This window comes from Pseudoalteromonas ardens (assembly GCF_030125445.1).
Lineage (GTDB): Bacteria > Pseudomonadota > Gammaproteobacteria > Enterobacterales > Alteromonadaceae > Pseudoalteromonas > Pseudoalteromonas ardens.
In genome coordinates, this window is the sequence record NZ_JASJUV010000003.1 from 95,329 (window position 1) to 120,029 (window position 24,701).

Annotated in this window: 22 protein-coding genes; 15 read left to right on the top strand and 7 right to left on the bottom strand. The window is 50.5% G+C overall.

Annotated features, from left to right (window positions below):
• The first annotated feature begins 11 nt into the window (after window positions 1-11).
• Complete coding sequence (locus QNM19_RS11220) at window positions 12-872, top strand: TolB-like translocation protein (RefSeq protein WP_049862841.1); 861 nt, start codon at window positions 12-14, stop codon at window positions 870-872.
• A gap of 110 nt (window positions 873-982) precedes the next feature.
• Window positions 983-1,135 (top strand): hypothetical protein, encoded by a 153-nt coding sequence (locus QNM19_RS11225; RefSeq protein WP_156202128.1) that lies wholly within the window; start codon window positions 983-985, stop codon window positions 1,133-1,135.
• A gap of 233 nt (window positions 1,136-1,368) precedes the next feature.
• On the opposite strand, the gene QNM19_RS11230 is transcribed toward QNM19_RS11225, so the two are convergent.
• Both QNM19_RS11230 and QNM19_RS11235 read right to left on the bottom strand, forming a co-directional pair.
• Complete coding sequence (locus tag QNM19_RS11230) at window positions 1,369-1,692, bottom strand: putative quinol monooxygenase (RefSeq protein WP_049862840.1); 324 nt, start codon at window positions 1,690-1,692, stop codon at window positions 1,369-1,371.
• Window positions 1,682-1,903 carry a DUF2798 domain-containing protein gene (locus QNM19_RS11235; RefSeq protein ID WP_049862839.1) on the bottom strand — a complete coding sequence of 74 codons (222 nt, stop codon included), beginning with the start codon at window positions 1,901-1,903 and terminating at the stop codon, window positions 1,682-1,684. Before QNM19_RS11235 ends, QNM19_RS11230 begins: the two co-directional genes overlap by 11 nt.
• An 86-nt stretch (window positions 1,904-1,989) precedes the next feature.
• Here QNM19_RS11235 and QNM19_RS11240 point away from each other — a divergent pair, with 86 nt between their 5' ends.
• On the top strand, window positions 1,990-2,844 hold the full coding sequence (locus QNM19_RS11240; protein ID WP_049862838.1) for a LysR family transcriptional regulator: 855 nt from the start codon (window positions 1,990-1,992) through the stop codon (window positions 2,842-2,844).
• Window positions 2,845-3,006: 162 nt separating this feature from the next.
• Here QNM19_RS11240 and QNM19_RS11245 read toward each other — a convergent pair whose 3' ends face one another.
• Window positions 3,007-4,038, bottom strand: coding sequence for an energy transducer TonB (locus QNM19_RS11245; protein WP_049862837.1), 1,032 nt, complete (start codon window positions 4,036-4,038; stop codon window positions 3,007-3,009).
• A 284-nt stretch (window positions 4,039-4,322) separates the two neighbouring features.
• Here QNM19_RS11245 and QNM19_RS11250 point away from each other — a divergent pair, with 284 nt between their 5' ends.
• From QNM19_RS11250 to mutM, 3 genes are all read left to right on the top strand, one after another.
• Window positions 4,323-5,966, top strand: a complete 1,644-nt coding sequence (locus QNM19_RS11250; RefSeq protein WP_082225294.1) for a methyl-accepting chemotaxis protein — start codon at window positions 4,323-4,325, stop codon at window positions 5,964-5,966.
• Between the two features lie 83 nt (window positions 5,967-6,049).
• Window positions 6,050-6,538, top strand: a complete 489-nt coding sequence (locus QNM19_RS11255; RefSeq protein WP_049862836.1) for a hypothetical protein — start codon at window positions 6,050-6,052, stop codon at window positions 6,536-6,538.
• Complete coding sequence (mutM, locus tag QNM19_RS11260; RefSeq protein ID WP_284026704.1) at window positions 6,538-7,347, top strand: bifunctional DNA-formamidopyrimidine glycosylase/DNA-(apurinic or apyrimidinic site) lyase; 810 nt, start codon at window positions 6,538-6,540, stop codon at window positions 7,345-7,347. The genes QNM19_RS11255 and mutM overlap by 1 nt, the downstream gene beginning before the upstream one ends.
• Here the strand turns inward: mutM and QNM19_RS11265 are convergent.
• Window positions 7,344-8,474 carry a M20 family metallopeptidase gene (locus QNM19_RS11265; protein WP_284026705.1) on the bottom strand — a complete coding sequence of 377 codons (1,131 nt, stop codon included), beginning with the start codon at window positions 8,472-8,474 and terminating at the stop codon, window positions 7,344-7,346. The genes mutM and QNM19_RS11265 overlap by 4 nt on opposite strands.
• Window positions 8,475-8,663: 189 nt before the next feature.
• On the opposite strand from QNM19_RS11265, the gene QNM19_RS11270 reads away from it, so the two are divergent.
• The 5 genes from QNM19_RS11270 (at window position 8,664) to QNM19_RS11290 (ending at window position 16,544) form a co-directional block, all read left to right on the top strand.
• The gene (locus tag QNM19_RS11270; protein WP_010383382.1) at window positions 8,664-9,611 is read left to right on the top strand and encodes an ATP-grasp domain-containing protein; all 948 of its coding nucleotides are present in this window, start codon (window positions 8,664-8,666) and stop codon (window positions 9,609-9,611) included.
• A gap of 58 nt (window positions 9,612-9,669) precedes the next feature.
• Window positions 9,670-11,064, top strand: coding sequence for an ATP-grasp domain-containing protein (locus QNM19_RS11275; protein ID WP_049862835.1), 1,395 nt, complete (start codon window positions 9,670-9,672; stop codon window positions 11,062-11,064).
• A gap of 75 nt (window positions 11,065-11,139) precedes the next feature.
• Window positions 11,140-13,731: a M14 family zinc carboxypeptidase gene (locus QNM19_RS11280; RefSeq protein WP_049862834.1), complete on the top strand. Its 2,592-nt coding sequence runs from the start codon at window positions 11,140-11,142 to the stop codon at window positions 13,729-13,731.
• Between the two features lie 82 nt (window positions 13,732-13,813).
• Complete coding sequence (locus QNM19_RS11285; protein WP_049862833.1) at window positions 13,814-16,288, top strand: cation:proton antiporter; 2,475 nt, start codon at window positions 13,814-13,816, stop codon at window positions 16,286-16,288.
• A gap of 82 nt (window positions 16,289-16,370) precedes the next feature.
• Complete coding sequence (locus QNM19_RS11290; protein WP_156202127.1) at window positions 16,371-16,544, top strand: hypothetical protein; 174 nt, start codon at window positions 16,371-16,373, stop codon at window positions 16,542-16,544.
• Window positions 16,545-16,603: 59 nt separating this feature from the next.
• Here the strand turns inward: QNM19_RS11290 and QNM19_RS11295 are convergent, their stop codons facing one another.
• The 3 genes from QNM19_RS11295 to QNM19_RS11305 are packed head-to-tail and all read right to left on the bottom strand — an operon-like array spanning window position 16,604 to window position 19,291.
• Window positions 16,604-17,059, bottom strand: a complete 456-nt coding sequence (locus QNM19_RS11295) for a DUF3299 domain-containing protein (RefSeq protein ID WP_417712359.1) — start codon at window positions 17,057-17,059, stop codon at window positions 16,604-16,606.
• 52 nt (window positions 17,060-17,111) lie between these two features.
• Window positions 17,112-18,608, bottom strand: a complete 1,497-nt coding sequence (locus QNM19_RS11300) for an ABC transporter permease (protein WP_049862831.1) — start codon at window positions 18,606-18,608, stop codon at window positions 17,112-17,114.
• Entirely contained in the window at window positions 18,605-19,291 is a 687-nt protein-coding gene (locus QNM19_RS11305; RefSeq protein WP_284026706.1) for an ABC transporter ATP-binding protein, read from the bottom strand. The genes QNM19_RS11300 and QNM19_RS11305 overlap by 4 nt, the downstream gene beginning before the upstream one ends.
• 195 nt (window positions 19,292-19,486) lie before the next feature.
• Here QNM19_RS11305 and QNM19_RS11310 point away from each other — a divergent pair, with 195 nt between their 5' ends.
• The 4 genes from QNM19_RS11310 to QNM19_RS11325 all read left to right on the top strand — a co-directional run bounded on the left by QNM19_RS11310 (window position 19,487) and on the right by QNM19_RS11325 (window position 24,648).
• A complete protein-coding gene (locus QNM19_RS11310) occupies window positions 19,487-20,590 on the top strand; it encodes a phosphoribosylaminoimidazolesuccinocarboxamide synthase (RefSeq protein WP_010383373.1) in 1,104 nt (367 codons plus the stop codon).
• Window positions 20,591-20,740: 150 nt separating this feature from the next.
• Window positions 20,741-21,514 (top strand): methylamine utilization protein, encoded by a 774-nt coding sequence (locus QNM19_RS11315; RefSeq protein ID WP_284026707.1) that lies wholly within the window; start codon window positions 20,741-20,743, stop codon window positions 21,512-21,514.
• On the top strand, window positions 21,504-23,819 hold the full coding sequence (locus tag QNM19_RS11320) for a putative bifunctional diguanylate cyclase/phosphodiesterase (protein ID WP_125558452.1): 2,316 nt from the start codon (window positions 21,504-21,506) through the stop codon (window positions 23,817-23,819). Before QNM19_RS11315 ends, QNM19_RS11320 begins: the two co-directional genes overlap by 11 nt.
• Window positions 23,806-24,648, top strand: coding sequence for a DUF3034 family protein (locus QNM19_RS11325; RefSeq protein ID WP_417712210.1), 843 nt, complete (start codon window positions 23,806-23,808; stop codon window positions 24,646-24,648). The genes QNM19_RS11320 and QNM19_RS11325 overlap by 14 nt, the downstream gene beginning before the upstream one ends.
• Window positions 24,649-24,701: the final 53 nt, after the last annotated feature.

A 24,701-nucleotide genomic window follows, 5' to 3' on the forward strand; every position in this document is an offset into this window, starting at 1 on the left:
GGAGTTTTATTATGAAGTTAACCAGATTACTGGTGATGCTGTTTTCAGCGTCACTGACGAGTACCATCAGCCAGGCCGAGCAGGTATCTGATGTGCTAACTGGCCCCTACCTGGGCCAAAAAAAGCCAGGCACGACGCCACAAGTGTTCGCCCCGGGTGCCGTCTCCACACAACATCGTGATTATAACGCGTTCTTTTCACCCGATATGACGGAGTTTTATTTTACTCGCAGAGATAATCACACGGGTAAGTGGACTTTAATGTCCTATATCCAACGTAACAATCAGTGGCATGAGCAGGTGGTGGGTCCACGGGTGGGACGTCCATTTTTAGCGCCTGACGGGAAAACCATGCATTTGGGAAAATACTATATGACGCGCACAGCCTGTGGCTGGGGGTCGTTGCAGGTATTGGGCCCGATGTTTGACAGGGAAGACTGGGGGATCATGCGTCTGACCTCATCCAGCAAAGGTACGTATATACTGGATGATTATAAGAGCGGTGATGTGATCCGCGTCTCTAAGGTTGTCAACGGAAAGCGTCAGCCGCCGAAGGCCCTGGGTCCCGAAGTGAATACGGGTAAATACAATGCACACCCGTTTATAGCCCCGGATGACTCGTACATTATTTGGGATGGCCAGAGAGAATCCGGATATGGAGAGAGTGATTTGTATGTCAGTTTCCGTCAAAAAGACGGTAGCTGGGGTGAGGCGATTAACCTGGGGGACAAAGTGAATACGTCAGGGCGGGAAGCATCAGCCAGCGTGACCCCGGACGGTAAATATCTCTTTTTCAACCGTGATGTAGGAGACAAAGAAGGCGATGTATACTGGGTTGATGCGCAGGTCATTGAGGTGCTCAGGCCAAATTAAAATCCATCCGTAACAGGCTTTGGTTGTTCTTTTTTTGTACCATTTTTCTCAAGCCTGTGTTAAATCTGGATCGCCCTCTGAGGCACCAACATTAAGATTAAGGACAGAATATGAAACTGAAATTAAATAAAAAAGCAGTGAAAACCTTACAGAGCAAAGGGTTAAATACAGAGCAGACACAAGTTATCGCAGGCGCTGGCAATCAGGCAAGTGTTGATATTTGCTGGACACATCCGGCCTATGCAGCTTGTCGAATGCACTAAGTTGTAAACGCTATAATACCAATTTCACTTAATACCTGGTCTATTTGAAGGAGCAAATAGGATGCTAACAGCGTTAAAAATTTCTTATTTAGAACCTTATACCTTAGACATAGGTTCACAAATTTTTGCCTTGTTATCGACCCTATTTTCTCGCCTCAAAATAGCACACTTAATTAAGCCAATTGGTGTAAATTAACTATGATGCCCGCGATTTGCGGGCATTTTAGTGCTCGTTATATAGAAGATACTGTCAAAAAGTGCAGGTCCGGAGGGCACGTTAGTGCGTCCTGATATAGCCGATATACAGCCTGGGTATAGGGCTGATGATGATGGAAATCAAATGCGCTTTGCCGGGTAAACCGTTCTATCAAAATCAGCTGAGTGTGCGTTGTGTTTTCATACAACTCAAAGCGCTGGCACCCGGGCTCTTGTCGTGTTATCTCCATGATCTCTTCTATCGCAGACTTACAGCTTTGGTAGTAATGGGCTTTTGGATTAATATAGGCAACCAAATTGATTGCCTCGTCGTTCGAGGTGTGTTTTGTGTCATTTGACATGGTTTCGCTCCAGAATAAAGTGAGTAAGGGAGTGGATTGGCCCGCTGAGCAGATAAGCCGTGACTAAAGCAACGGGCCAGGCATGAATAAACGCCCTGAACCAGTGCTGCAAAAATCCGGGCGCTACACCCAGATTGACATAGGTGACCCAGCCCGACACCAGTGTCGACAGGCAAAATGACAATAAAGTCGTGAATATCAGTTTTCGCATCGCGCTCCTCCGTTTCATACCCATCATAGCGGGCGCGAGCAAAAGCGGAATGTCAGAATAAGCAAGCTAAGATTAAGGAAAACCACATGCTCGATGATCTGCTGCTCTTTGTTGAAGTGGCTCGCCGGGGCAGCTTTGCGAAAGCAGCTGATGCGTTAAGTGTCAGCGCACCAACCATTTCTAAACGGATTGCCGCGCTGGAAGCTCGGCTTGGTTATAGTCTGTTGAATCGCTCAGCGCGCGGCGTGTTGGCCACATCTCATGGCCAGGCCGTCTATGAAAAAATGGCCCCGTCGCTGCTGGCCCTGCAAGCTGACTGCACCGCGTTGTTAAGCCCGCAAGTCAGCGCATTTCACTTATTGTGTCCGCAGAATTTGATCAATGGCCCTTTATATCCTGTGGTTGAGTCTTTTCAGCGCACCCATCCGGACCTTGTGTTGCACATTGAGCCGGACAATACCAATGTATTGCTGAGCCAGAAGCGTTTCGATGTGATTATTCGGGTAGGCACATTACAGGATTCCAACTGCTACCACACGCGTATCGGCGAGATTGCACTAAAGTGTGTGGTGCCTGAGCAGGCTAAAGAAACAAACACCTTGTTCATGCCATTTAAAAAGGAACAAATTCCGGATTCTACACTGTGGCGCGATCTATTGTCCCGCTTTGACCATTTCTCTTACGTGGGAGACATCACATTAGCCAGGCAAATGGTTGCATCCGGCCTGGGAGCGGCCGTCTTGCCAATGACAGAAGTTGCTGAACTGGACAAACCGTTTTGCTATGTGGGCGAGTGGCAACATATGCGCCCGGTCTATGCATTGTGGGCCAACGTACAGCAACCGCCCCCTCTTGCGCAGGAGTTTATTACTTTGCTGCGTCAGGCGGCTCAGTGCTCAGATGTGCTTCGGGGTAATCTGGTTGATGTGGTGAGCAAATAAGTTTTTATCGGTTTGATAAAAGAGAAAACGCGCACTTAAAGTGCGCGTTTATCAGTGCCGTCGCGAAGGGGATTGTTTAGTACACCGTACTGCGAACCCTTCATCTTATAAAACGAGCGGCCTGGATATCCGGATCACTCATTTTTCATTTTTTTGTCAAAGTTACAGATAAAGCCTAAATCGGGCTTCGCCTTTTTCTTGATAGTTGATTTGGGTGTCTGCATCACCTTGCACCGCCAGGTAGCAGCTGCCGTAGGCTTCAGGAACCTGATAGTTTTTCACCGGCAGCTCGTTAAAGCGCTGATAGCCATTTTGACAGTACAAAGCCGCAGTGCTCACGTTGCCGTTGTCTGCACTGAATGAGATGGTGCTGCGGTTAAGTGTGTGGCGCCAGGTGCGTAATTCAGCCAGTTTGGCAGTGACCGTGATGACCGGGTTAGCGTCAATTTGTTCCTGAAGCTGCGCACTAAACTCAGTGATAGTTTGCTTAGACAGTTGTTTGTTTTTGATCCCTCGCATTTTGAGCAGGGTGGCAAACGCATTACCGTATTGCTTCTGATAGACCTCCAGGTTCATCAGGCTTTGCATCGACATCAATGCCAAATCTGGCGTAAGCAAGTGATATAGGTGCACAGCTTCTCTCAGGTGATATTCGTACTGATGCCAGTCTTGCACGTTGTAGAAATAGGCGCTCAGTAGCCAGGCGCTATACGCACGCTCTGTGAGATTTTTAGTGTGATCCTCAACCAGGTTATCGAGTGCGGGTTTGGCTTTGGTCATTTGGTTGCTGACCACTAAACGCTTTGCCTCGTCAAAATACTTGCTAAACACAGTGGAGACATTGTCGTTAGTGTATTGCTCAAACACCTTATTGAATCTGATCGGTAACTGACTGGCAGAAGAGATTGTCTCTCCACCCAGCTGGGCAGGTTGATAAGTGCGCATTGTCAAAGCTGATTTAGCTCTGTGAACAGGCTTGGTCGCTGAGGCTTCGACCAGTGCATGTACGGGGTTGCCGTTCGGATCTACCATGTAGTCGACAAAAGCCCAGTGTTCACGTCGACTGCCCTCTATTGCTTCTGACGGGCGTATTGAGCCACCGTCTTCAATTAATTTGGCCGGCACAAATTGCGCATTAGCGAATGCAGGTGAAGAGAGTAGGCCTGTGATCAGGCAAAGTAGTGCTTTTTTCATTGTGAGTATTCCAATTTCTGGCTCCGACAACCATATCAGAGCGTTACGCCTAAATAAGTCGATTAAGCGCGAAGCGAAAATTATACACGTGTCATCCGTGCGTGATAAGGGCAACTCATAGCTGAGTTCCTGATATGGTTTCAAATGAATATGACTGTAGTATGTCTGTGGTTTAAGCAACCAGCTGTTTTTTCTATCATAGTAATTCGTTTTATCCGCTTTACAGCTTCATCTCCTGCGACTAACTTTGAACTTTCAGTATGTTGCTATCATGGAGGCACAATATGGTGCAGTGGTTAATGGGATTGTCGGTAAAAAGCCGATTGGTGGTCGGGTTTGGTATTGCGTTGGCATTATTGGTCGTGATGACCATTATTGGCAGTAATCGCGTGGCATTTATCGATCAGACGCTCACAGAGATCACGGACGTCAACTCGGTGAAGCAACGTTATGCGATTAACTTTCGAGGCAGTGTGCACGACAGGGCGATTGCCATTCGGGATGTCGCGATTGCCAGAAGTGCATCCGAAATCGCTGAATATGAACGGGAAATCGATCAGCTAGCCCGCTTCTATCAGGATTCAGACGCAAAAATGACGCAAATGATCAATTCAGGCGGGCACTTTAGCGCTCAGGAACGTGAGATCCTGGCTCGTATAAAGCGCATTGAAGCTCGGACATTACCGCTTATCCGCACCATACTGAGCAATAAAAAAGCTGGCCAGAGTGTCGATGCCCTGGTACTGGATGAAGCGCGCCCGGCTTTTATCAGCTGGCTCAATGTGATCAACGAGTTTATTGATTATCAGGAGCAGCAAAATCAAACGCTGACCCCTGCAGCGCGTGAAGCCGCAGGTGGATTTTCCCAGCTTATGTTGTGGTTTACCTTTATTGCTGTGGCCATCAGTGTGCTGGTGGGCTGGGCGATAGAGCGCAGTTTTCAGCGCTCACTGGGTGGAGAGCCTCAGGATGCGGCGGCTGCGGTTACGCGGATCGCAGGGGGCGATCTGACTATGCAGATTGACACCGACTACCCCGATAGCATGCTGGATTCTGTCTGCCGAATGTCTGGTGAGTTAACCCGGATCGTCACCAGCATTAAAGAGGTGTCTGAGCAGCTTTCTGTGCAGGCAAGCACTGTGACTGGCGCATCGGGTGAGATTTATGATGCCGCGCAGCATCAGGCAGAAGCCACCAGTAACACTGCGCAGATGCTCGATTCGTTGCGGGAAAATATGATGCGGGTGAGTGACATTGCCAAGCAAACGGAAGAAAATTCAACACAAACGGTGACTTTTGCTGATCAGGGGCGCCAGGCCATTCGTAATACCGCTGATGCAATGGATACCATAGCCCAGACGGTTGACGGCACAGTATCGCAGATCCAAAAGCTGGCAGAGCAAACCAAGCAGATAGGTGGCATCGCCAATGTGATCAGTGGTATTTCAGAGCAAACCAACCTGCTGGCGCTGAACGCTGCCATCGAAGCAGCACGGGCCGGCGAATCTGGTCGCGGCTTTGCGGTGGTGGCAGATGAAGTCAGGCAGCTGGCACGCAGAACCTTTGAAGCGACAGATCAGATAGAAACTATGATCCGGGAAGTGCAAAGCGAAACCGCTGCGACGGTTGCTGCGATGGAAAAAACACAACCTCAGGTAGAGCACGGTCGCACACTGACGTTTGAAGCCACCGAGCTACTTGAACAAATAGATAATCAGGCGCAAAATTCACTTTCTCAGGTGGGCGAAGTGGCCAGTGTTGCACAGCAACAAGCATCGGCAATTAACGACGTGGCATCGAATATGGAAGAGATCACCCTGGCAGCTCAGGATGCGATGAGCGCTTTGAATGACAATAAACAGGCCACCGGAAAACTGTCGAAAATGTCTGGTGTCTTGAGCAAAAATATTGGCTTCTTTCGGATCTGAGTGTACTTACCAGATTGTGCAGGATATGATCCAGAGCCTTATCAGCCCGCAGTATTGCGGGGTAAACAAGCTGTGGAGTAGTTATGCGTTTGAGCCGTAAAGCATGGAACAATGTGGTGATCTTCTCTATGTTGATCATGATTTTTTTCCTTAACGGCATACACCAGAAAATAAATCCGCCAGCGGAAGAGCGCGGGAGCATGCCGCTTTTTGAACAGCAAAGTTTCGTACTGGCACTGGGTTTTCCTGGCTATAAGATTGAACGCATAGGCACGTCCTGGCGACTGAGTTCTGATGCCCAGGCCGATTGGCAGGCGCAGCCGAGTGTATTGGAGGCGTTAATCACCCAGTGGCAGGAAAGCGAACTGACCGTCACTGATAATCCAGGCCTGCCAGCGAGCGCTGCACTGAGTGTTGCTCAGTTCTGGCTGGCCGGCAGTGAACTGCCGATCAGCTTTCAGCTGTATCATCAGCAACAAAGCTATTATCTTTTTGCCAGACAATCACAGCGTTGGTTTAGTATCAGTAAAGCACAGGCGCAACAGCTATTTGCCCCAATTGAGTTGAAGTAATGCCAGAATTACCAGAAGTCGAAGTCAGCCGTTTAGGCATTGAACCCCATATCCTGAATCAGGGTGTCAGTAAAGTTATTGTGCACCAGCGTCAGTTGCGCTGGCCGGTCCCTGAGCAGGTAAGCCTGTTAGAAGGGCAAGTTATCAGTGCCGTGAAACGGCGGGCAAAATATTTACTGCTGGAAAGCCCGCTGGGCACGGCCATCTTACACCTCGGCATGTCGGGCAACCTGCGCGTTGTGGCACAGGATACGCCGTTAAAAAAGCACGATCACATCGAGTTTCATTTTGCCAACGGGCTGGCGTTGCGCCTGAATGATCCTCGCCGTTTTGGTGCCTGTCTGTGGCAAGGGACCTCTGAGGAGCACAGCGTATTTGCAAAACTGGGGCCGGAGCCGCTTACTGAGGTGTTTACCGCCGAGCACTTGTATGCAGCCAGTCGTGGTAAAAAGGTGGCAATCAAACAGTTCATTATGGATAACCATGTGGTCGTCGGGGTGGGTAATATCTATGCCAATGAATCTTTGTTTAAGGCCGGGATCCACCCTAAACGGGAAGCCGGAAAAGTGTCATTGCAGCGCTACCAGCGTTTAACTCCCATTATTAAGGACACCCTGGCGAGTGCCATAAAACAAGGTGGCACCACCCTGAAGGATTTTGCGCAAAGTGACGGTAAACCGGGCTACTTTGCGCAAGAGTTACTGGTCTATGGACGCAAGGGCGAACCTTGTGTCAGCTGCGAAACAACCCTGAAGGAGATCCGCCTGGGTCAACGCAGCACGGTATATTGCCCACAGTGCCAGCGTTAATCGTTGTCGCTTAGTGCAGCTTCTGGCTCGGCTTGATAGCACAGGCTTGCTAGGATCTGTGTTACTTGTTCAATACGCAGTGCAAAGCTGGACTTCAGTGCCCGCTCATGGATGGTGTGATCGCCATCGCCGTAGGGCCCAAAACCATCCAGGGTTGGCGTCCCGGTTGCAGCTGCGGTGTTTGCGTCGGATACCCCACCGCGATGTTCCACTGGCAATTCATATCCCAGGATCTCATTGATCTCAGACAGTAAAGTGGATTGTTCATCCGTTGGCGCCATCACACCGCGTTGCAGCCCGCCTTCTAACTTAACGGATACACCGGTCACTTCAATGGCCAGACAAATGTTCTCGATGCCTTCGAGTAAGCGTTGTTGTTCAGAAGCTTTGGTGAAACGGGCTTCGACGACCATAGTGGCGGAAGGCGAAATGGTATTGGCACCAATCCCCCCCTGGATCTTGCCCACATTGACCGTGCTGCCTCGTTTCAGGTCGGTCAGGGCAGACATTTCCATTAGCATGTTTGCCAACGCAAAGTTGGCATCAATGCCATCCCGGTAGTGATTACCAGCGTGGGCTGCTTTGCCGGTAATGGTGATGGTAAAAGTGGCAATGCCTTTGCGGGCCACAACCAGTTCATGATTTTTACCAGCAGCTTCAAAGACCAGACAGGCATCATATTGCTTGGCGATTTTTGTCGTTAGTGCTTTGCTGTCATCGCTGCCAATTTCTTCATCGCTGACCAGCAACCAGTCAATATTGTGGAGCTTGCCATAAGTGCGTTTAAGCTGGCGCAATGCGTTCAGTGCAACCCAGTTGCCGCCTTTCATATCGCAGACACCAGGGCCATAAACACATTCTTCGTCCTGGCTGAATTCAACAAAAGTCTCCGGCGGATACACAGTGTCCAGATGGCCCAGTAACAGGATCTGTTTGCCTGCACCTCTGGGGGCGCGCAATAACAGATGATCGCCAATATGCTCCCTTTGATATCGAGTCAGTGTGTAGCCCAGAGGGGCGGCCAGTTCAATCATCTGTTCGCCGTGTGCATCGACACCCGGCTTGTGTTTACTGTAAGAATTACAACGAATTAAAGACGCGAGCTCATTAAAGTCAAGACTATCCATAACAGGTCCCTGCGGTAATTTTGGGCCCATCGTGGCGATTTTCGATGACAGTTGGGTGACGGAATTATGAACAGTTTTTGGATCCCGAGAGGTACAGAGGAACGATCAAAAATCTGTCACACAGTGCCCTGTAGAATAGCCTTCCTGACCAAATTTTATGCACCTGTTCAAGGACCAAGGAGACACTTTATGACACGCTCTGTTGCGGCGCCGCACGTTGGCATCTGGATGTACGAAAATGGTGGAGGGCGCGAGATTGAACAGCGCCTTGTTCACGCTCTGGCTGAGCGTGGGATCCAAACCAGTACCGGGCTCAATTTACGAGATGCCCGGGCAAAAGATGGCCAGATAACCTGTAATGGTGTTGTGATGGAACAGCTGGATACGTTTTTGAGTTATAACGCCGGCCAGCAAACCCAGTTTCAGGTGTATCTCTATCAGGCGCTGAGCCAGGCCATTCCCACGTTAAACAACTATGATGCGTTTGCGCTTGCCGAAGACAAGTTTCGCACCTCGCACCTACTCAACAGCCAGGGGATCTGCACGGCGGATTATCGTCTGTGCCACAAAAACGACATGGATGGGTTGAAGCACGCACTCAGGGACTTTGGTGGCAAGCTGATCTACAAGCCCACTGATGGCTGGGGTGGTGTCGGCATTGTCAAAATCGACAGTGAGCAGGCGCTGGACATGTTGCTGCCTTTTCTGAGCCGTACCGACTTACGTTACTTTTATGTTGAGCGGTTTATTGACTACGACAATACCGATTTCCGTATCGATGTGGTGGATGGCAAGTTTGTCGGCTGTTATGGCCGCAAAGCGCCTAAAGATGATTGGAAAACCAATATTACCAGTGGTGGCTCTGTGTTTGTCCGTGAACCCGACGACGAAGTGGTTGACTTAGCTATCCGTGCAGCGAACACATTAGGCCTGGAGATAGCGGGTGTTGATTTGATCTACGATCGGGAGCGGGAAGAATATGTGGTGCTGGAAGTGAATACCATACCGGCTTTCGCAACACCTGAGCAAGAAGCGCTGGGGATCAACTTCAACCAGGCCAAGATCGACGCCATGGTGGATTTGATTGAGCGCACTGCGACTCAAAAGCATGCCCTGCATACGCACAAAGTGGCCTGATGGCCATATTACTGACCCATTTTACTAACCCATTAATTTTGCCAAGGTGGCCCGAGCAATGACTGCAAAACCCAAACTCCCAAAGATTGGACTTCTCTATCTGGATTACGTGTTACGTTTTTTTGATAAATCCAACTTCAAAGGTTGGCCAGATAAAATCGAAACTGTGGTATATCACTGGGGCAATGACAAAGCGCGTTTTATTGCCGAAGTGAAACAAAAGCAAATTGATGTGCTGATTGGCAATATACCCGCAACAGCCTATGAAACGTTCCGCGAAATTGCCCGTGCATTGCCGCATGTACGCTTTTTGCCCTCACTGGACAGTCAGTTCTCTAATAAGTCAAAAGAGAACGTGACGCATTTTTGTCGTAAGTACAAGCTGCCGGCACCGCATACTGAAATCTTTTACGTGCCTGAAAAAGCAAAACGTTATCTCAGTCAGGCCACATACCCTAAGATCATCAAACGCTCGTATGGCCCGTCAAATTATGGCGGCTACTTTGTGCATAAAGTCGATAACTACGACGAAGCGATGGCATTGCTGACGGAGAAAAAATACTACCCGGCTTATGTACAAGACTTTGTGCCGATGGAAGCCGATATTCGTGTCATGCTGGTGGGTCATAAACCGGTCTGTGCTTTCTGGCGTCGTCCTCCTGAGGGAGAGTGGTTAACCAACACCAGCCAGGGTGGTAGCATGGATTATCAGGCAGTCCCTAAGTCGGTACTCAAGCTGGCGACCGCTGCCTCAAAAGCTGCCAACGCGGAATACTGGGCCTGTGATATTGCGCTGGGCAAAGATGGCAAGCTACGCATTTTGGAGTGTGCCACGGCATTTGCTGCGTTCCCATATATTCGAGATTGGATAGGCCAGTATCTGATGTGGCTGCTCTCGGATGGTCACTTCCGTAAGCCAACGATCCCGCTATATAACTGGGAAGAGCTTGGCAAAATTGATTCACGTCTGCTGCGCACGATGCGCCATATCGGCTTTTCCAGCTATACACCAAGCCAGGACTGTGGCGAGGTATTTCATGGTATGGATGAGCAGCACTTTCCTATCCTGGATACCCAGTATCAGCGTCTTGAAGAGTGGCCAAGTGAGATCTGGAATTTGCAGGACAACTTTGTGTTGCACGCTAAATCGGCCGCAGCCAAAGCCTGTCAGCCTATTCCCGGCAGTGATGAGCAGGCTGGCCTGGATCTGAATAGTTACCCTGCGCCGGTGTTCGATGATGCTCAGATCCGGGAGATCCTGGCACAGGTGAAAGGCATTGGTGACAAGATGATCGATGAGATCATGTCGACCTTTGGTGCACACGGCGTCGTTGAAGCGCTGAACACTGAGCCGCAACAACTTTGTGTGGTGAAAAACCTTAAGGACAAAAAATTAGAAAAGATCGTCGCACACTGGCAACAGGTCATGCCGTCTGGAATGACCACACATTAGTGTTTCTTGCTGTACCGGATCAGGCTGGCCTGATCCGGGTTATAGCTTTTCGTTTTCCGCAACTGAGCAACCGCTATGAAAATCCAATACGCGTCCTATCAGGACACCATAGACTTCCTGCAAAGCGCCATGAGCGCACATCCTCATTTGATCCGTTTACAGAGCATAGGTGAAACCTGGGAAGGCCGACCGATCATGCTGGTGACCATCTCGCTGGATGTCACCTACGCCGATGATAAACCAGCGTTACTGTATACCGGATCGATTCATGCGCGGGAGTGGATTGGTAATGAGCTGGCGGTAAAGTTTGTTCAGTATGTAATTGATAACTATCGTTTCAACCCGAAGCTGCAAAATGCATTGACCCGTAATACTTTGTATATGGTGCCGTGCCTGAATCCGGATGGCTTTGAGTATTCCCGCAACCATTTCTCATTCTGGCGCAAGAATCGACGTAACAATGGCGATGGGACGTTTGGGGTGGACCTGAACCGCAATTTTGATGCGAAGTTTATGCGTAATCAGAACACAGGCTCGAATACCTATGGCGGGCCTCACGCGTTTTCTGAGCCAGAAACGTGTGCTATTCGTGATTTTGTAGAAAGCCACGAGAACATTCGTATCGCACTGGATTATCACTCCCAGGGCAATGTGTTTTTTCCGGCGCATAAGTTCAATCATGAGGTAGAAATCGAAGGGACCGATCTGAATGTGCTGTGTGCCAATATGAATCACGAGATCAAAAAGGTGACGGGCCGCCAGTACGGGATCCATCGGGGCAAACCGCCGGCTCAGCTGATCCACGGCAGTGGCCGCGAGTACTATTATCGCAAGGGGATCATTGCCACCGTGGTGGAAGTGGGCACGCGTAATATTCCGGATTATATGAAAAATATGTCCGAGAGTGTGGCCGAGAATATTCCGGCTGTACAATATGCGCTGAGTGAGGCGATCAATTACTCGCCGTTGGCACCCAAGCGGGTGGCAGGCTTTACCATCAAATCCGTGGCCCATGACAGCGTTGAGCTGGAATGGCAATATGAGGACCGTGATGACATCTATTTTGAAGTCTATCGCAGTCAGCATAACAAAAACCCATGTGGTGAAGAAACCCTGGTCGCCATTACTAAAACGCTGAGCTTTACGGACAGTCAACTGCTCAGCGGACACAGTTATTTTTACAACATTCGTGCCGTAGACAAGGTGACTAAGATAAAGTCGCCATTCAGCCCGGAGCTGCGGCTGAAAACCCGTCTGGCCCGCACCGAAAGCGCCCGTACTTTGTTCCCTGCCCGTGAGTCGGTTGGCTACTTATCGCAAAATAACCAGGCCAAAAATAAAGAACACTTTGGTTATAACTCTATGTTTATCGGGGTTGATAAGAAGCGTGGTGTCAGCATGGGCGTGGTGCAGTTTGATCTCAGCAGTATCAACGCAGGCTCGCAGATCTTAAGCGCCCAGTTCTTTATTTATCCCATGAACCGGGTGGCGGCCAAAATTGAAAAATATGGTGAGTGGTCGGTGGCGATCCTTGATGCTGATCAGATTGAAGACATCTATGACTACGCTGCCATTGCAGAGGCTAAGCCTTTGCATACGCTGGGGCAAACCATTGAGTCTGACAAACTGACTCAGGGGATCTGGCTGAAATGGCAATTTAATGGCGTTGAGCGTAGCTTGCTGGCCAAACTCTTAAAACAGCAGCGTCTTTTGCTGCGGTTGCAGGGGCCTAAAAAATTGCCGCTGGGCAAAGACTCTCAGGTGATGCAGTTCGATATTGGCTATGGGCCATTTGGTAGCGGCTTACATTATCGGCCCAATCTGGAGCTGGTTTATCAGTTGCCCGAACAGCAACTGGTCCTGAGTCCGTTGGCCTGTAATACCATTTATAAAGACAAGGTGGTGGCTGACAAACTGGCGTCCGGGTTCGATACCGAAGGCGATATTGTGTACGGACAAATGTCGTTTGACTTAAATGTGGATTTACCCGTGGAACGCACGGTATTCACCAATGCCTGTCTGACTGTGCGCTCGTGCAATTCCATCGCATCCGCGCGGGATGTGCGCTTTACCATAGAGTTGGTGGAATTGCGGGACGTGGATTATCAACATGTTAAGCAGCGTCAGAAAATAGAGTATATCGGCTATGAGGTCAGTAATGAGCAACTCAGAGAGCGCGCCGAACATCACTTTATTTTCGATAGCTATAGTTTGCAGGAGCTGGAGCGTTTGCATCAGGCACAGACACCCTTTTACTTTATTATTCGCGCTACGGCGGAGTCGCAGGCGACGGATGCACTGGTAAACTGGACCAATTGTCAGGATCAGCAACCCGCTCAGCTGAAAATAGATTATATTGCGCGACGCAAACATCCGGTAGCTGCACCACATAATCTGCAAACTCAGGTCGAAAATGGCGTGGTGAAACTGACCTGGGACAATGAAGAGGATGAGGATCTGGTGGGCTTTTTCGTGGTACGTAATCGCTTCCACCCGCCACGTTCCCCGTTTGATGGCGTAAAGCTGTATGGCGGTCGGGACAACTATACCCTGGATAATTTTGGTACGCCGGATATTGCTAAGTATTATGCGGTGTTTAGTTATGATGACGTGCCCAATTACTCGCAGCCGGTGACGATTTACTACCCGGGCAAAACTGAGGGCTGAGTTTTTTGCCCATAAACTAACAGGGCCAGTCTGAGTGAACTAAGCTTACTGCATTCTGAGCACATCGGTTAAGGTGGCTGGTATGCAGTTTGAGTCTGGCATTCTGGTCCTGGTATTTTTGATTTTGGCCCTGTTTATTGGGGCGCTGACCCGTCATGTCCTGAAAAATACCCAGGTCCCCTACACCGTAGCGTTGCTGGTGATTGGGATCTGTATTGGTCTGGCACAGCGTGGCGATGTCTTTAGTGGTGACACTCAGATGGTCGGCGATACCTTAACCCTGGTTGCCGACATCGACCCGCACCTGTTTTTATTTTTATTCCTGCCCACGCTTATCTTTGAGAGCGCTTTTGCGATGGAAGTGCACTTGTTCCGGCGCATGTTTACCCAGATTGCGATTTTAGCTGTGCCTGGCCTGATGCTGGCCATCTGGCTGACGGCCGAATTATTACATATGAGCGTGCCCGAGCACTGGCAATGGAGTTGGGCCATGTGCCTGATGTTCGGTGCCCTGATCAGCGCCACCGATCCGGTTGCTGTGGTGGCTTTACTGAAGGAAGTCAGTTCGCGTAAACGTCTCGAAACCCTGATTGAGGGAGAGTCCTTACTCAATGATGGAACCGCCATCGTGTTTTTCAGTCTGTTCTATGTCTGGGTGCTGGCCAGCAGCGGCGGAGAGGGAGCCATGATGGCCTCTCCTGTGGAGGCTGTCGGGCAGTTTGCTGGTGTGGTATTGGTTGGACTGGCAATAGGCCTGGTGCTGGGTGGGTTATGTATTATGTGGATCGATCGGGTATTTAACGATCCTATGATAGAGATCACGCTGACCATCGCGGCAGCATATTCGGCCTTTTTTATCTCCGAGTCGTTTCATGTCTCCGGTGTGGTGGCTGTGGTGACGCTGGCACTGGTGCTGGCCAGCGTGGGGCGAACCCGGATCAGCCCGGAAGTGGCAGGGTTTTTACATCACTTCTGGGAAATGATGGCGCACATTGCCAATACCTGTATTTTTCTGCTGGTGGGGATCTTGGTGGCCATTCGGGTGCCGCTGGATGATTTACAAGCGTGGCAGACACTGGGCATTTTGTATGTTGGGATCATGTTGATCCGCGCGACATCCATCACTGTGTTTACGCCATTGTTGAGTCGCATAGGAGTCGGCATTACCTTTGAAAAAGCCAGTGTCTTATGCTGGGGCGGGTTGCGAGGGGCTGTGTCACTGGCGCTGGCATTGACGGTGGCAGCGAGCGAGGCGATCCCAAAGGAGATCAGTGACCGCATGTTGTTTTTATGTGCCGGGATTGTGGTCCTGACGATTTTAATCAATGGCGGCACGATGGGCATGTTGCTGAAGTTCCTGCGTCTCGACAGCCTCCCTCCGGCTAAACAGGCCACGGTCGACAAAGCCAATCAGCAAGTGGCCAATACCCTGCAAACCATGCTGCCGACTATGATGGATAGCCCATTCTTGCGCGGGGCTGACTGGCAACAGGTGAAAGCCCAGGTCAAGCTCGGAGCTATGGCGCAAACCGATCCGGATGCGCCGATCGACCAGGCGGATTTAGACACGGCTTTTTTGCGTCGCTTACTGGAAACTGAACGCAAACATTACTGGACTCAGTTTGAGCAAGGCACATTGGGAAAACGGGCAACCAATTTGCTGGTTGAAGCGGTTGAACTGGCGCTGGATGGCGAGCCCTGCATTGGTCAGCGTGATAGCTTGTTGGCAACCTGGCAAGTGCCCGGTTGGCTGGAGCGAATGCGGGGTATCGCCTGGTTGGAGCGGACGTTATTACGATTATATTTTGAGCGTCTGGTGGTGGGGTATGATGTGGCCAGAGGCTTTATTCAGGCGCAAGAAGCGCTGGAAAGTCATATTGATACCTTATCGCCGAACGCCCGGATAGCGGCACAGGTGCGCCAGCAGGTGCAGGATAACATGGCTCAGACCATCGCACGCATCAATGAGCTACAGGAAACGTTTCCGGACATAGTGCAGGCGCTTCAGTCACAGGCTGCAACCCGGCTATTGCTGAACCGTGAGCGGGCTGTGATTAAAGAGCAGCTCAAGCTGGCAGTGCTCGATAAACCCGAAGCCAGCCGGTTGCTGGAAGACGTCGAAAAACGTATGGCAGCGCTGCAACAGGCATCGATTTTTCGCCAGACGGAGGCGGCACAATTGGATCAGCAGATCCCCTGGTTGCATGGCGTCACACAGAGTACCCGCGAACAAATTAGCAGTTGTCAGGAGCGCGGTATTTACGATGTGGGCCAGGTGCTGATAAGACAAGGTAAAGCGCTGAACAAACTGGGAGTGATTTACCGGGGCAGTGTGCGTGAAGTGGTTGCAGGTGGACAGGGCAATAGCCAGGTTGTTGTCAGGGGGCCGGGCGAGACGCTCGGCATAACGGCTTTATTAACGGGCTCATCTGCCCTGGATTATCTGGCTGAAACGCCCTGTGAAGTGGTGTGGATCCCGGTTGATAAACTGAAAACACTGATGCAGGAAGACCCCAAATTGATGCAGATCCTCTGTCAGCAGTTGGCACTGAGGTAGCTTTGCATTTGGCTAAAATATATGCAAAGGTGGTGGGGTGCTAAAAAGCACACCTGTTAAAACAACAATAAGGAAATACACTATGAAATTACAATTAAACAAAAAATCGATAAAGCAGTTGGGTGGTCAGGCGCGTTCACTAGATGGTGCACAAACACCGCAGGTTGCTGGTGGGGTAAGGTATACTGAGCGCGACTCGTGTAACACGGTTGCCGTTATATGCGATACCTATCACTTCAGAAGCTGTCTGTGCTAAGGCTAGACTGACTATCCTGTGGCTCATCATTGAGCCACTTTCAGACAGATAACCTACGTTTATAATTCAAACTGCGCGACGCCAACTGCGTCCATCTTATAACCGGTTTGCGCCAGATCGCCCTTCCAGGTAGCGACCTTCATAGTACCCGTTACGGTAATCGCATCATACAGGCTGTCGATGGGCACCCCATTCTTGATTTTGACGTGCACGATCTGGTTGGGCGGTGGAGGTGGCACGTGAATACAGGCCCCGAAGTAAGGCACCAGTAAGAATTCAGTGATCACTTCACTGTCTCCTTCAAGCGGGACTACAAACCCGGGTAAGCTCACTTGCTTACCATCTAAGCTTTTAACGACCGGAGCATCGAGATCAGGCTGTACCCAGTTTTGCTGATCGCCATCATGACTGGCCGCGGCGTCCTGATTGCTGATTTGGACATGGCCTTTTGGGATCAGATCATCCCAGAAAATTTCTTTAGGCGGTGCTGCCTGCGCCTGCACGCAAAACAGCATCAGCGTTGTGCAAAGCCAGAAAATAGTGCGTAATGGTGTCATTCAAAACCTCTTATAGCTTAATGCTCATGCCATCGCTGAGCGAATAGAAATAGGCCCGGGTTGCAGGCAATATGCCCATCAGTGTGCCGGCCGCCATAATAACGCCGATCAACATGAGTTCATAGTGACTGAGCAGGGAAATGCTCAGGCTAATCCCGAACTGACTTTGCAGCGTGCCTTGTGCCAGTGCAATCAGGGCGTAAAACAAGGCAATGCCTAATGTACAGCCTGCTGCGGTAATTAAGATAGCCTCGCTGCTCATTAGAGTGAAAATGTGCCGCGGTCGCGCGCCCACAGAGCGCAAAATGGCCAGTTCGCGGCGGCGCTGGTTCAGCGTCGCCAACAAGGTAGTCAACATGCCCAGCAGGCTTATCAAGACCACCACAGCGGAAAACAGCAGTAGGATCTTTTCTACCAAGCCCAGCATGCGCCATAGCTCACGCAATGTAACGCCGGGCATAATGGCCAGCAGCGGCTCTGCTTTGTAATTATTGATATTACGGCGGATCTGCAAGGTGTATAGCGGGGAGTCCAGCCCCATTAAAAATGCTGTGATCTGTTTGGGTTCACCAATCAGATCGCCATGCAGATCTGCGGGGGCTGGCACCGCAACTGCGATGGTGTCGGGTTTATCGTGTCCATGACCGTGGTCATGGCTGTCATGGTGGTCATGTTCATCTGCATGGTCGTGGTTATGACTGTCATTGTGGTCATGTTCATCTGCATCACCGTGGTTATGGCTGTCATGGTGTTCATGTTCATCTGCATGGCCGTGGTCATGACTGTCATGGTGCGCATGGTCATCTGCATGATCATGCGTGTGTCCAGCTGGCTGTTTTGGCTTACCTATCATGCGGGGAGTTGATTTAGGCTGGCTATGCATGGCCTCGATGGCTGCCAGTGGCACATGCACGGTTTTATCGACCGGTGTGCCGGTCGGTGCCAGGATCCCAACTATGGTCATCGGGTTGTCATCGTGGTGATGGAAGCTGGTATTGCCCATACCGTGTGAAATCACAATTTGCTGACCAAGCTGGTAATGCATTTTTTGGGCGACGTCACTGCCTAGCACTACTTCCTGTGCATTAACAAAAGCGCGGCCTGCGGCGAATACCAGCGTTTGCTTCTTACCATAGCGAAAGTGTTCAAAGTAAGCGCTGTCGGTGCCCAGTACCGCATGACCTTTGTGGCTGTCGCCCAGGCTGATGGGAATAGTCCAGCTTACACCTCGCTGAGCCTTGATATCCTGATAGCTGTCCCAGCTCACGCTATTATTGGCATGACCGATGCGAAAGACACTGGACAGCAGCAGCTGGATGTCGCCACTGCGGGCTCCGACGATCAGATCGGTACCTGATACGGTATTGCTGAAGCTGCTTTTCGCTTCCTGACGCACCCTTTCAATGGTCAGCAGCAGCATCACACTGATGGCAATGGTGAACAGGGTTAGCAGCACGCTGGCCTTGCGGTTGAGCATACTTTTGCTCGCCAGACTGATTAATCTCATTGGCTTGCTCCGTTTAATTCAACCAGGCTCAGATGTTTGTCGAACAAAGGGGCCAGGCCGTTGTCATGACTGACGAATAAAATGGTTGCGCCATATTGACTGGCTTCTTTGAATAACAACTCGATAAAGGTATTGCGATTGTCGGCGTCCAGTGCGGAGGTTGGCTCGTCAGCAATGATCAACTCTGGCTGACCGATAAAGGCCCGGGCTGCGGCAACGCGCTGTTGCTGGCCAATACTCAGCTGAGCCACTGAACGTGACATAATGTTGGCATCCAGGCCAAGTTCCTGTAACAACAGTTCGGCCTGCTGAGCCAGGGTTTTGCCCGACGTCTTTATACGGTCGGTACGGCTGCGGGAAAAATGGCAGCCGAGCATGACATTTTCAACCGGACTCAGGTAAGGCAGTAAATTGAAGTTCTGAAAGATTGTGCCGATGTGATCGGCTCTGAATTTGTCTCTGGCGGCATCGCTGAGCTGTGCCAGATCACTGTTAAGCAAGCGGATGCTACCGGCTTCTGGCTTGTTAATTCCGCTCAGCAGTCCCAGCAACGTTGATTTACCACTGCCGCTTGGGCCATGTAAAAAGACCCGCTCACCGGCGGCGACTTCAAGTTTGGGTATGTTGAGGGTGGCGTCGGCGGCACCGGGCCAGCGAAAAATCAGGTCGTTAATCTCTAACATAGTCTCACATCAATGGCGGATCACGCCCGCATCATAAAATACTTGTGCCGCAAGCTAAACCCACCTGCGGCATATCGCCGTTCAGTGCGGTAAAGCAATTGTGATTTGTTGGCTGCTCGACTATCATACACCGCTCTAACCCCCTCTGTATTTTGCGTCCTTTAGCAAGACGCAGCCGTTCTCTATGGAGATACAATGAGTAGCTACAAAGTTCTAGACGTCAATGACGATCTACCCATTCGCACCAAAGGTGCTGTGCACAGTGGTAAAGTACGTTCAGTTTATTGGTTAACCGACCAGGACAGTGCCCGTTTGATCGAAGAAAAAGGCTATGATGTGCCTGCCGGGACAGAGCTGGCGATCATGGTGATCTCGGATCGCATTTCGGCCTTTGACTGCATCTGGCAGGGCGAAAATGGCCTCAATGGTGTACCGGGCAAAGGTATCGCACTGAACAGTGTCGCCGCCCATTGGTTTAAACTATTCGATGAAGCAGGTCTCGCTGGCAATCACATTGTGGATATACCTCATCCATACGTGTGGATCGTGCGTAAAGCCAGCACTGTGCGCGTCGAAGCCATCGCCCGCCAATATATCACCGGCAGCATGTGGCGTGATTATAGCAAAGGTGTGCGCGAGTTCTGTGGGATCAGTTTGCCAGAAGGCCTGACTGCGCATCAAAAGCTTGATGATGTGCTGATCACGCCGTCAACAAAAGGGATCATTCGTGGCTTGCCAGATGTGCCGGAAGTCGATGATGTTAATATCACACGCCGCAACATCACGGATAACCTGGATGCGTTTAACTTTAAGTCAGACGCCGATGTGGCCCGTTATGAGCAGCTGCTGAGTGAAGGCTTTGCGTTGATCTCTAAAGAGCTGGCCAAGCTGGATCAAATCTTTGTGGACACCAAATTTGAATTTGGTTACGTAGAAGACAAAGATGGCAGCGAACGTTTGATCTACATTGACGAGGTGGGCACACCGGATTCATCACGGATCTGGGATGGCCCGGCATACCGTGACGGTAAAATTGTGGAAAACTCTAAAGAGGGCTTCCGCCAGTTATTGATCAATAATGTACCGGACAGCGACGTTTTGCTCAACAAAGATCGCATGAGCGAGCGCGAACAGCTGGCTGCCAGTTATAAGTTGCCAGAGCAGGTGATGATGTCGGTGTCAGATACGTATGTGGGCATCGCCAGTAAAATTGTTGGCCAACAGCTTAGTATTCCTCAGAACCCACGTGATGAAGTGATTGCCGTGCTGGATAAAGAGTATGGCTTGATCGACGCCTGAGCCGTCTGAAAAACATAAAAAAAGCGGCGATAAGCCGCTTTTTTTATGGTTGTTTAACCGCTGGATGCAGGCGTGAATGTGCATTCGTCCTTGCTTTTCTTTTCAGCGTCACTTTTACTTAAGGTAAGCAAGTGGCTCAGGCAAATTTCCATGAACGTCAGCGGGCATAACCTGGTAAGGATCGCACAAGGGCACCTGATCGTGATCAGGCGAACGATGGAGTGTGCACGAAAGATAGTTGGCCTGCGTATTTTTGCCTGGCCTGTGTACGCCTGGATCCTTGTCAGCTTAGGTGGTCCTGTTTATGGGGCTGATAAAGCACTCGACAATGATGCAGGTAACGGGTCCGATAACGGATACACCCTTCAATTGCGTGATCAGCACGGTGCACCCTTATCCGATGTGGTGGTTGAAGTGGTTGCCCCCGTGCGTGCGGGTCAGGTACAGCAAGTCGCTGTGATGGATCAGGTCAATAAACAATTCCACCCCAGACTACTGACCATAATGCAGGGTCAGGCGGTGAGCTTTCCTAATAGTGATGATATTCGTCATCATGTTTATTCTTTTTCTGAGACCAAGCGTTTTGAGCTTAAGTTATATGCGGGTACACCTATTCAACCGATACGATTTGAACAACCGGGTGTCGTTGTTCTAGGATGTAATATTCATGATTCAATGGTGGGCTATATCTATGTTTCTCAATCAAAAGACGTGCTCACCAGCGATCAATCGGGCACAGTGCAGTTACCTGCTTATGCGCAGCAAGTGGCTATCTGGCATGCACTACAAACACAGGATATCGACACTCGCAGGATAGTGACGGTGACAGAATTACAACAATCCGGGTCTGTTATTGTAGAAACACAGACACCGGCACCCAGAAACACATTCTCGGAGATGTTTAAGGATCATCATGGGCACTAGTTTTAAAAATCGTATTATCGCCTTGTGCGTCGGGTTGGTGCTGCTGACAGCGGTTGCCAGCTTAGCCAGCTTCTGGTGGTCTACCAGCCAGTTCAATGAGCGCAAGGTGCAGCAGGATATTCAGACGGCGCAAAATGTCTATCAGCAATATCTCAGTGCCAAAGAGCGTTTGCTGGTGACTGCCGCTACGGTACTGACGCAAGACTTTGGCTTTAAACAAGCGGTTGCAACGCGCGATGCACCGACCATTGAAAGCGTGCTGTTTAATCACAGTCAGCGTATCGATGCTGATCTGATGTTGCTGCTGGACGTGCGCGGTCAGCTGATCTCTGCCAATCAGGCCGAAATTGAGCTGGCTGAAGATCTGCGCCCGTTGCTCAGAGAGTTGTTAAATCATACCGAACAGTCTGCTTTTGTCAGTCTGGACAAGCAGTTGTATCAGGCCATTATTTTGCCCGTGAAGGCACCGCGTACCATTGCTTTCGCGATTGTTGGCTTTGCCGTTGATACGGAAGTGGCAGGTCAGCTGCGTGAACTGACCGGGATGGAAATGAGCTTTATTGGCCATGGTGAGCAGATCAAGGCCAGTTCGTTGCGTTTGCCCGAATCCCAGGATCTGTTCGCCTATCTGCATGAGCAAAAAATTACCCGTTGGCTGAGCGAGTTTCCGGTTTATATTAATGCTGAGGTTGCTTTGCCCGCGTTAAACTCTTCTCCGGTTAGTCTGGTATTAAGTGCTGATATGACCAAAGACTATCAGGAGTTCGATCAGCTGGTGTTAACCATTATTTTATCGTCCTGTGTGACTATGTTGTTTGGCTTTGTGGCCAGTGGCTTTTTAGCACGGAACCTGGCTACCCCGTTACAGCAGCTAACGGTGATGGCACGTCGATTTGCCCTGGGTGACTACGAAGCCACCGTACACGAGTCACGACCGACAAAAGAGATCTGCCAGCTGGTCGATGCCTTTCATGAAATGGGTGATGACATCCAGGCGCGGGAAAAACAAATTCGCTATCAGGCCAGCCACGATGGTCTGACACGCTTTTACAATCGGGCAGCCGCCATGGAGAAGCTTACCCGCCTGTTGCAAGATGGCCGTGTTTATTACCTGCTGGTTGTGGATATTAAAGGCCTCAGACACATTAACGATAAGCTGGGCCCTCGTGTGGGTGACAGCTGTATTCAGGCCGTTGCACAGCGGATTGAACAAATCGGTGCCAGTTTTGAAGGGCTGAATGCCCGGCTCGGCGGAGATGAGTTTTTAACTGTGCTGGCGGCTAAAGAAGACAGTTCAATGGAAGGCTGTGTCGCTGGGTTTCTGAGTGCGTTGAATCAGCCTTACCAGGTACAGAAACTGGAGATCAATCTGCGTTTTAGTGTGGGGGTGGTCCATTATCCCGAGCAGGCAGACGATCCGGAAGATCTGGTACGCCGTGCTTTGATTGCCGCAGATAATGCGGCGCAGCAGGGCAGTAATTCGGTGTATTTTTACCAAACCGGTGAAGACGAAGCCTACCTGGAGCGCTTGTTGATCATTGATGAGCTCAAAGCCGCGCTGCAAAGTGACGACGGCCAGCTGTTTATGACCTATCAGCCTAAGCTCAATATGCACAGTCAGCAGGTAGATAAGGTGGAATCATTGATCCGCTGGCAGCGGCGCAATGGCGAGTGGGTCTCGCCTGAATTTTTTATTGACCTGGCAGAGCAGTCTGGCCTGATCGTCGAGCTGACTCAGTGGGTGCTTAAAACGGTGGTGGCGCAGGTTGCCAACTGGGTCGAGCAGGGGATCACCATGAAAGCGGCCATCAATGTGTCGGCACAGGATATTGCGGATCCTGATTTTGTGCCCCACCTGGAAGCCATGCTGGATCGCTATCAGATATCACCTTCTTTGATCACCATAGAGCTGACCGAGCGGGATATGATCGAGAACGAAGAGAAAGGGATTGCCGCGCTTAAAGTGCTCAAGGAGATTGGCGTACATATTTCTCTGGACGATTACGGTGTCGGACAGACCTCACTGGGTCGCTTAAAAATGCTGCCAATTGATGAACTCAAGCTGGATAAAGTGTTTATTCTGAAGCTGGCCGAAACGCATCAGGATCAGTGTATTGTGCGTTCCACCATCAGCCTGGGTCATCAACTTGGTTTCTCTGTGGTTGCTGAAGGGGTCGAAGATAAAGCGTCTTTGGAGCTGCTCAAAGAAATGGGCTGTGATTATGCTCAGGGATATTATCTGAGTAAACCACTGAAGGCGGAGCTGTTGACACAATGGCTTGGCCAGTATCATGAAGCGGGTTAATCCGTGTTTAGTGGTTTTGTCAGGTTGCGCATTAGGAATAACTGCCACCTGCATGGCAGGCTCCGGTAAGTTACTGGCCACACCCGGTGTTTCTCAGGTAGAAGGCAGCGCAGGTGGGGGTATTGTGCCCTGGGCACAGCTGGCAGGGTATGCCAGTGACGAGCAATGGAGTCTTGGCGGCTTTTGCAGCCGCGCCAGCGTCGATGATTATCGACTGGATGTGTGCGGTATCCAAGCCAACCTGTTTGACCGTGTCGAGCTGAGTTATGCCGAGCACACTTTTGCTGTACCAGCACTCAATACAGAGATCGAGCAGTCGGTCAGCGGCGTTAAAGTGCGTCTGTATGGGGATATCGTCTACAGTGTCTGGCCTCAGTTGAGCCTGGGCATGCAGCACAAATCTCTCAAAGACGATGCTGTTGCCGTATTGCTGGGCGCTGAGGACGATAGCGGCACCGATATCTATCTGGCTGCCAGCAAGCTACACTTGGGGGCTCTGGGTGGCTTGAACGCATTTTGGAATATCACGGCGCGCCATACCGAGGCCAACCAACTTGGTCTGCTGGGCTATGGTTCTCAGCAAGGCAGTGAACGTATTTACCTCGAAGCCAGTGCGGCCATTTTTCTCAGCCAAAACCTGGCGCTTGGCTACGAATACCGAGAAAAGCCCGACAACCTGAGGCTCGGCGAGCAGGCGTGGCGGGATGTGTTTGTCGCCTGGTTTATCAATAAACAGATCAATATCACCGCGGCCTGGTTGGATCTGGGCAGCATTGCCGGTCAGCCGGATCAGACCGGCTGGTATGTCTCTGTCACCGGATATTTTTAAGGAGGCGTGATGTTGAATGGGGTAAAGCGCAACGTTCGTCACTCTCTGTCCGG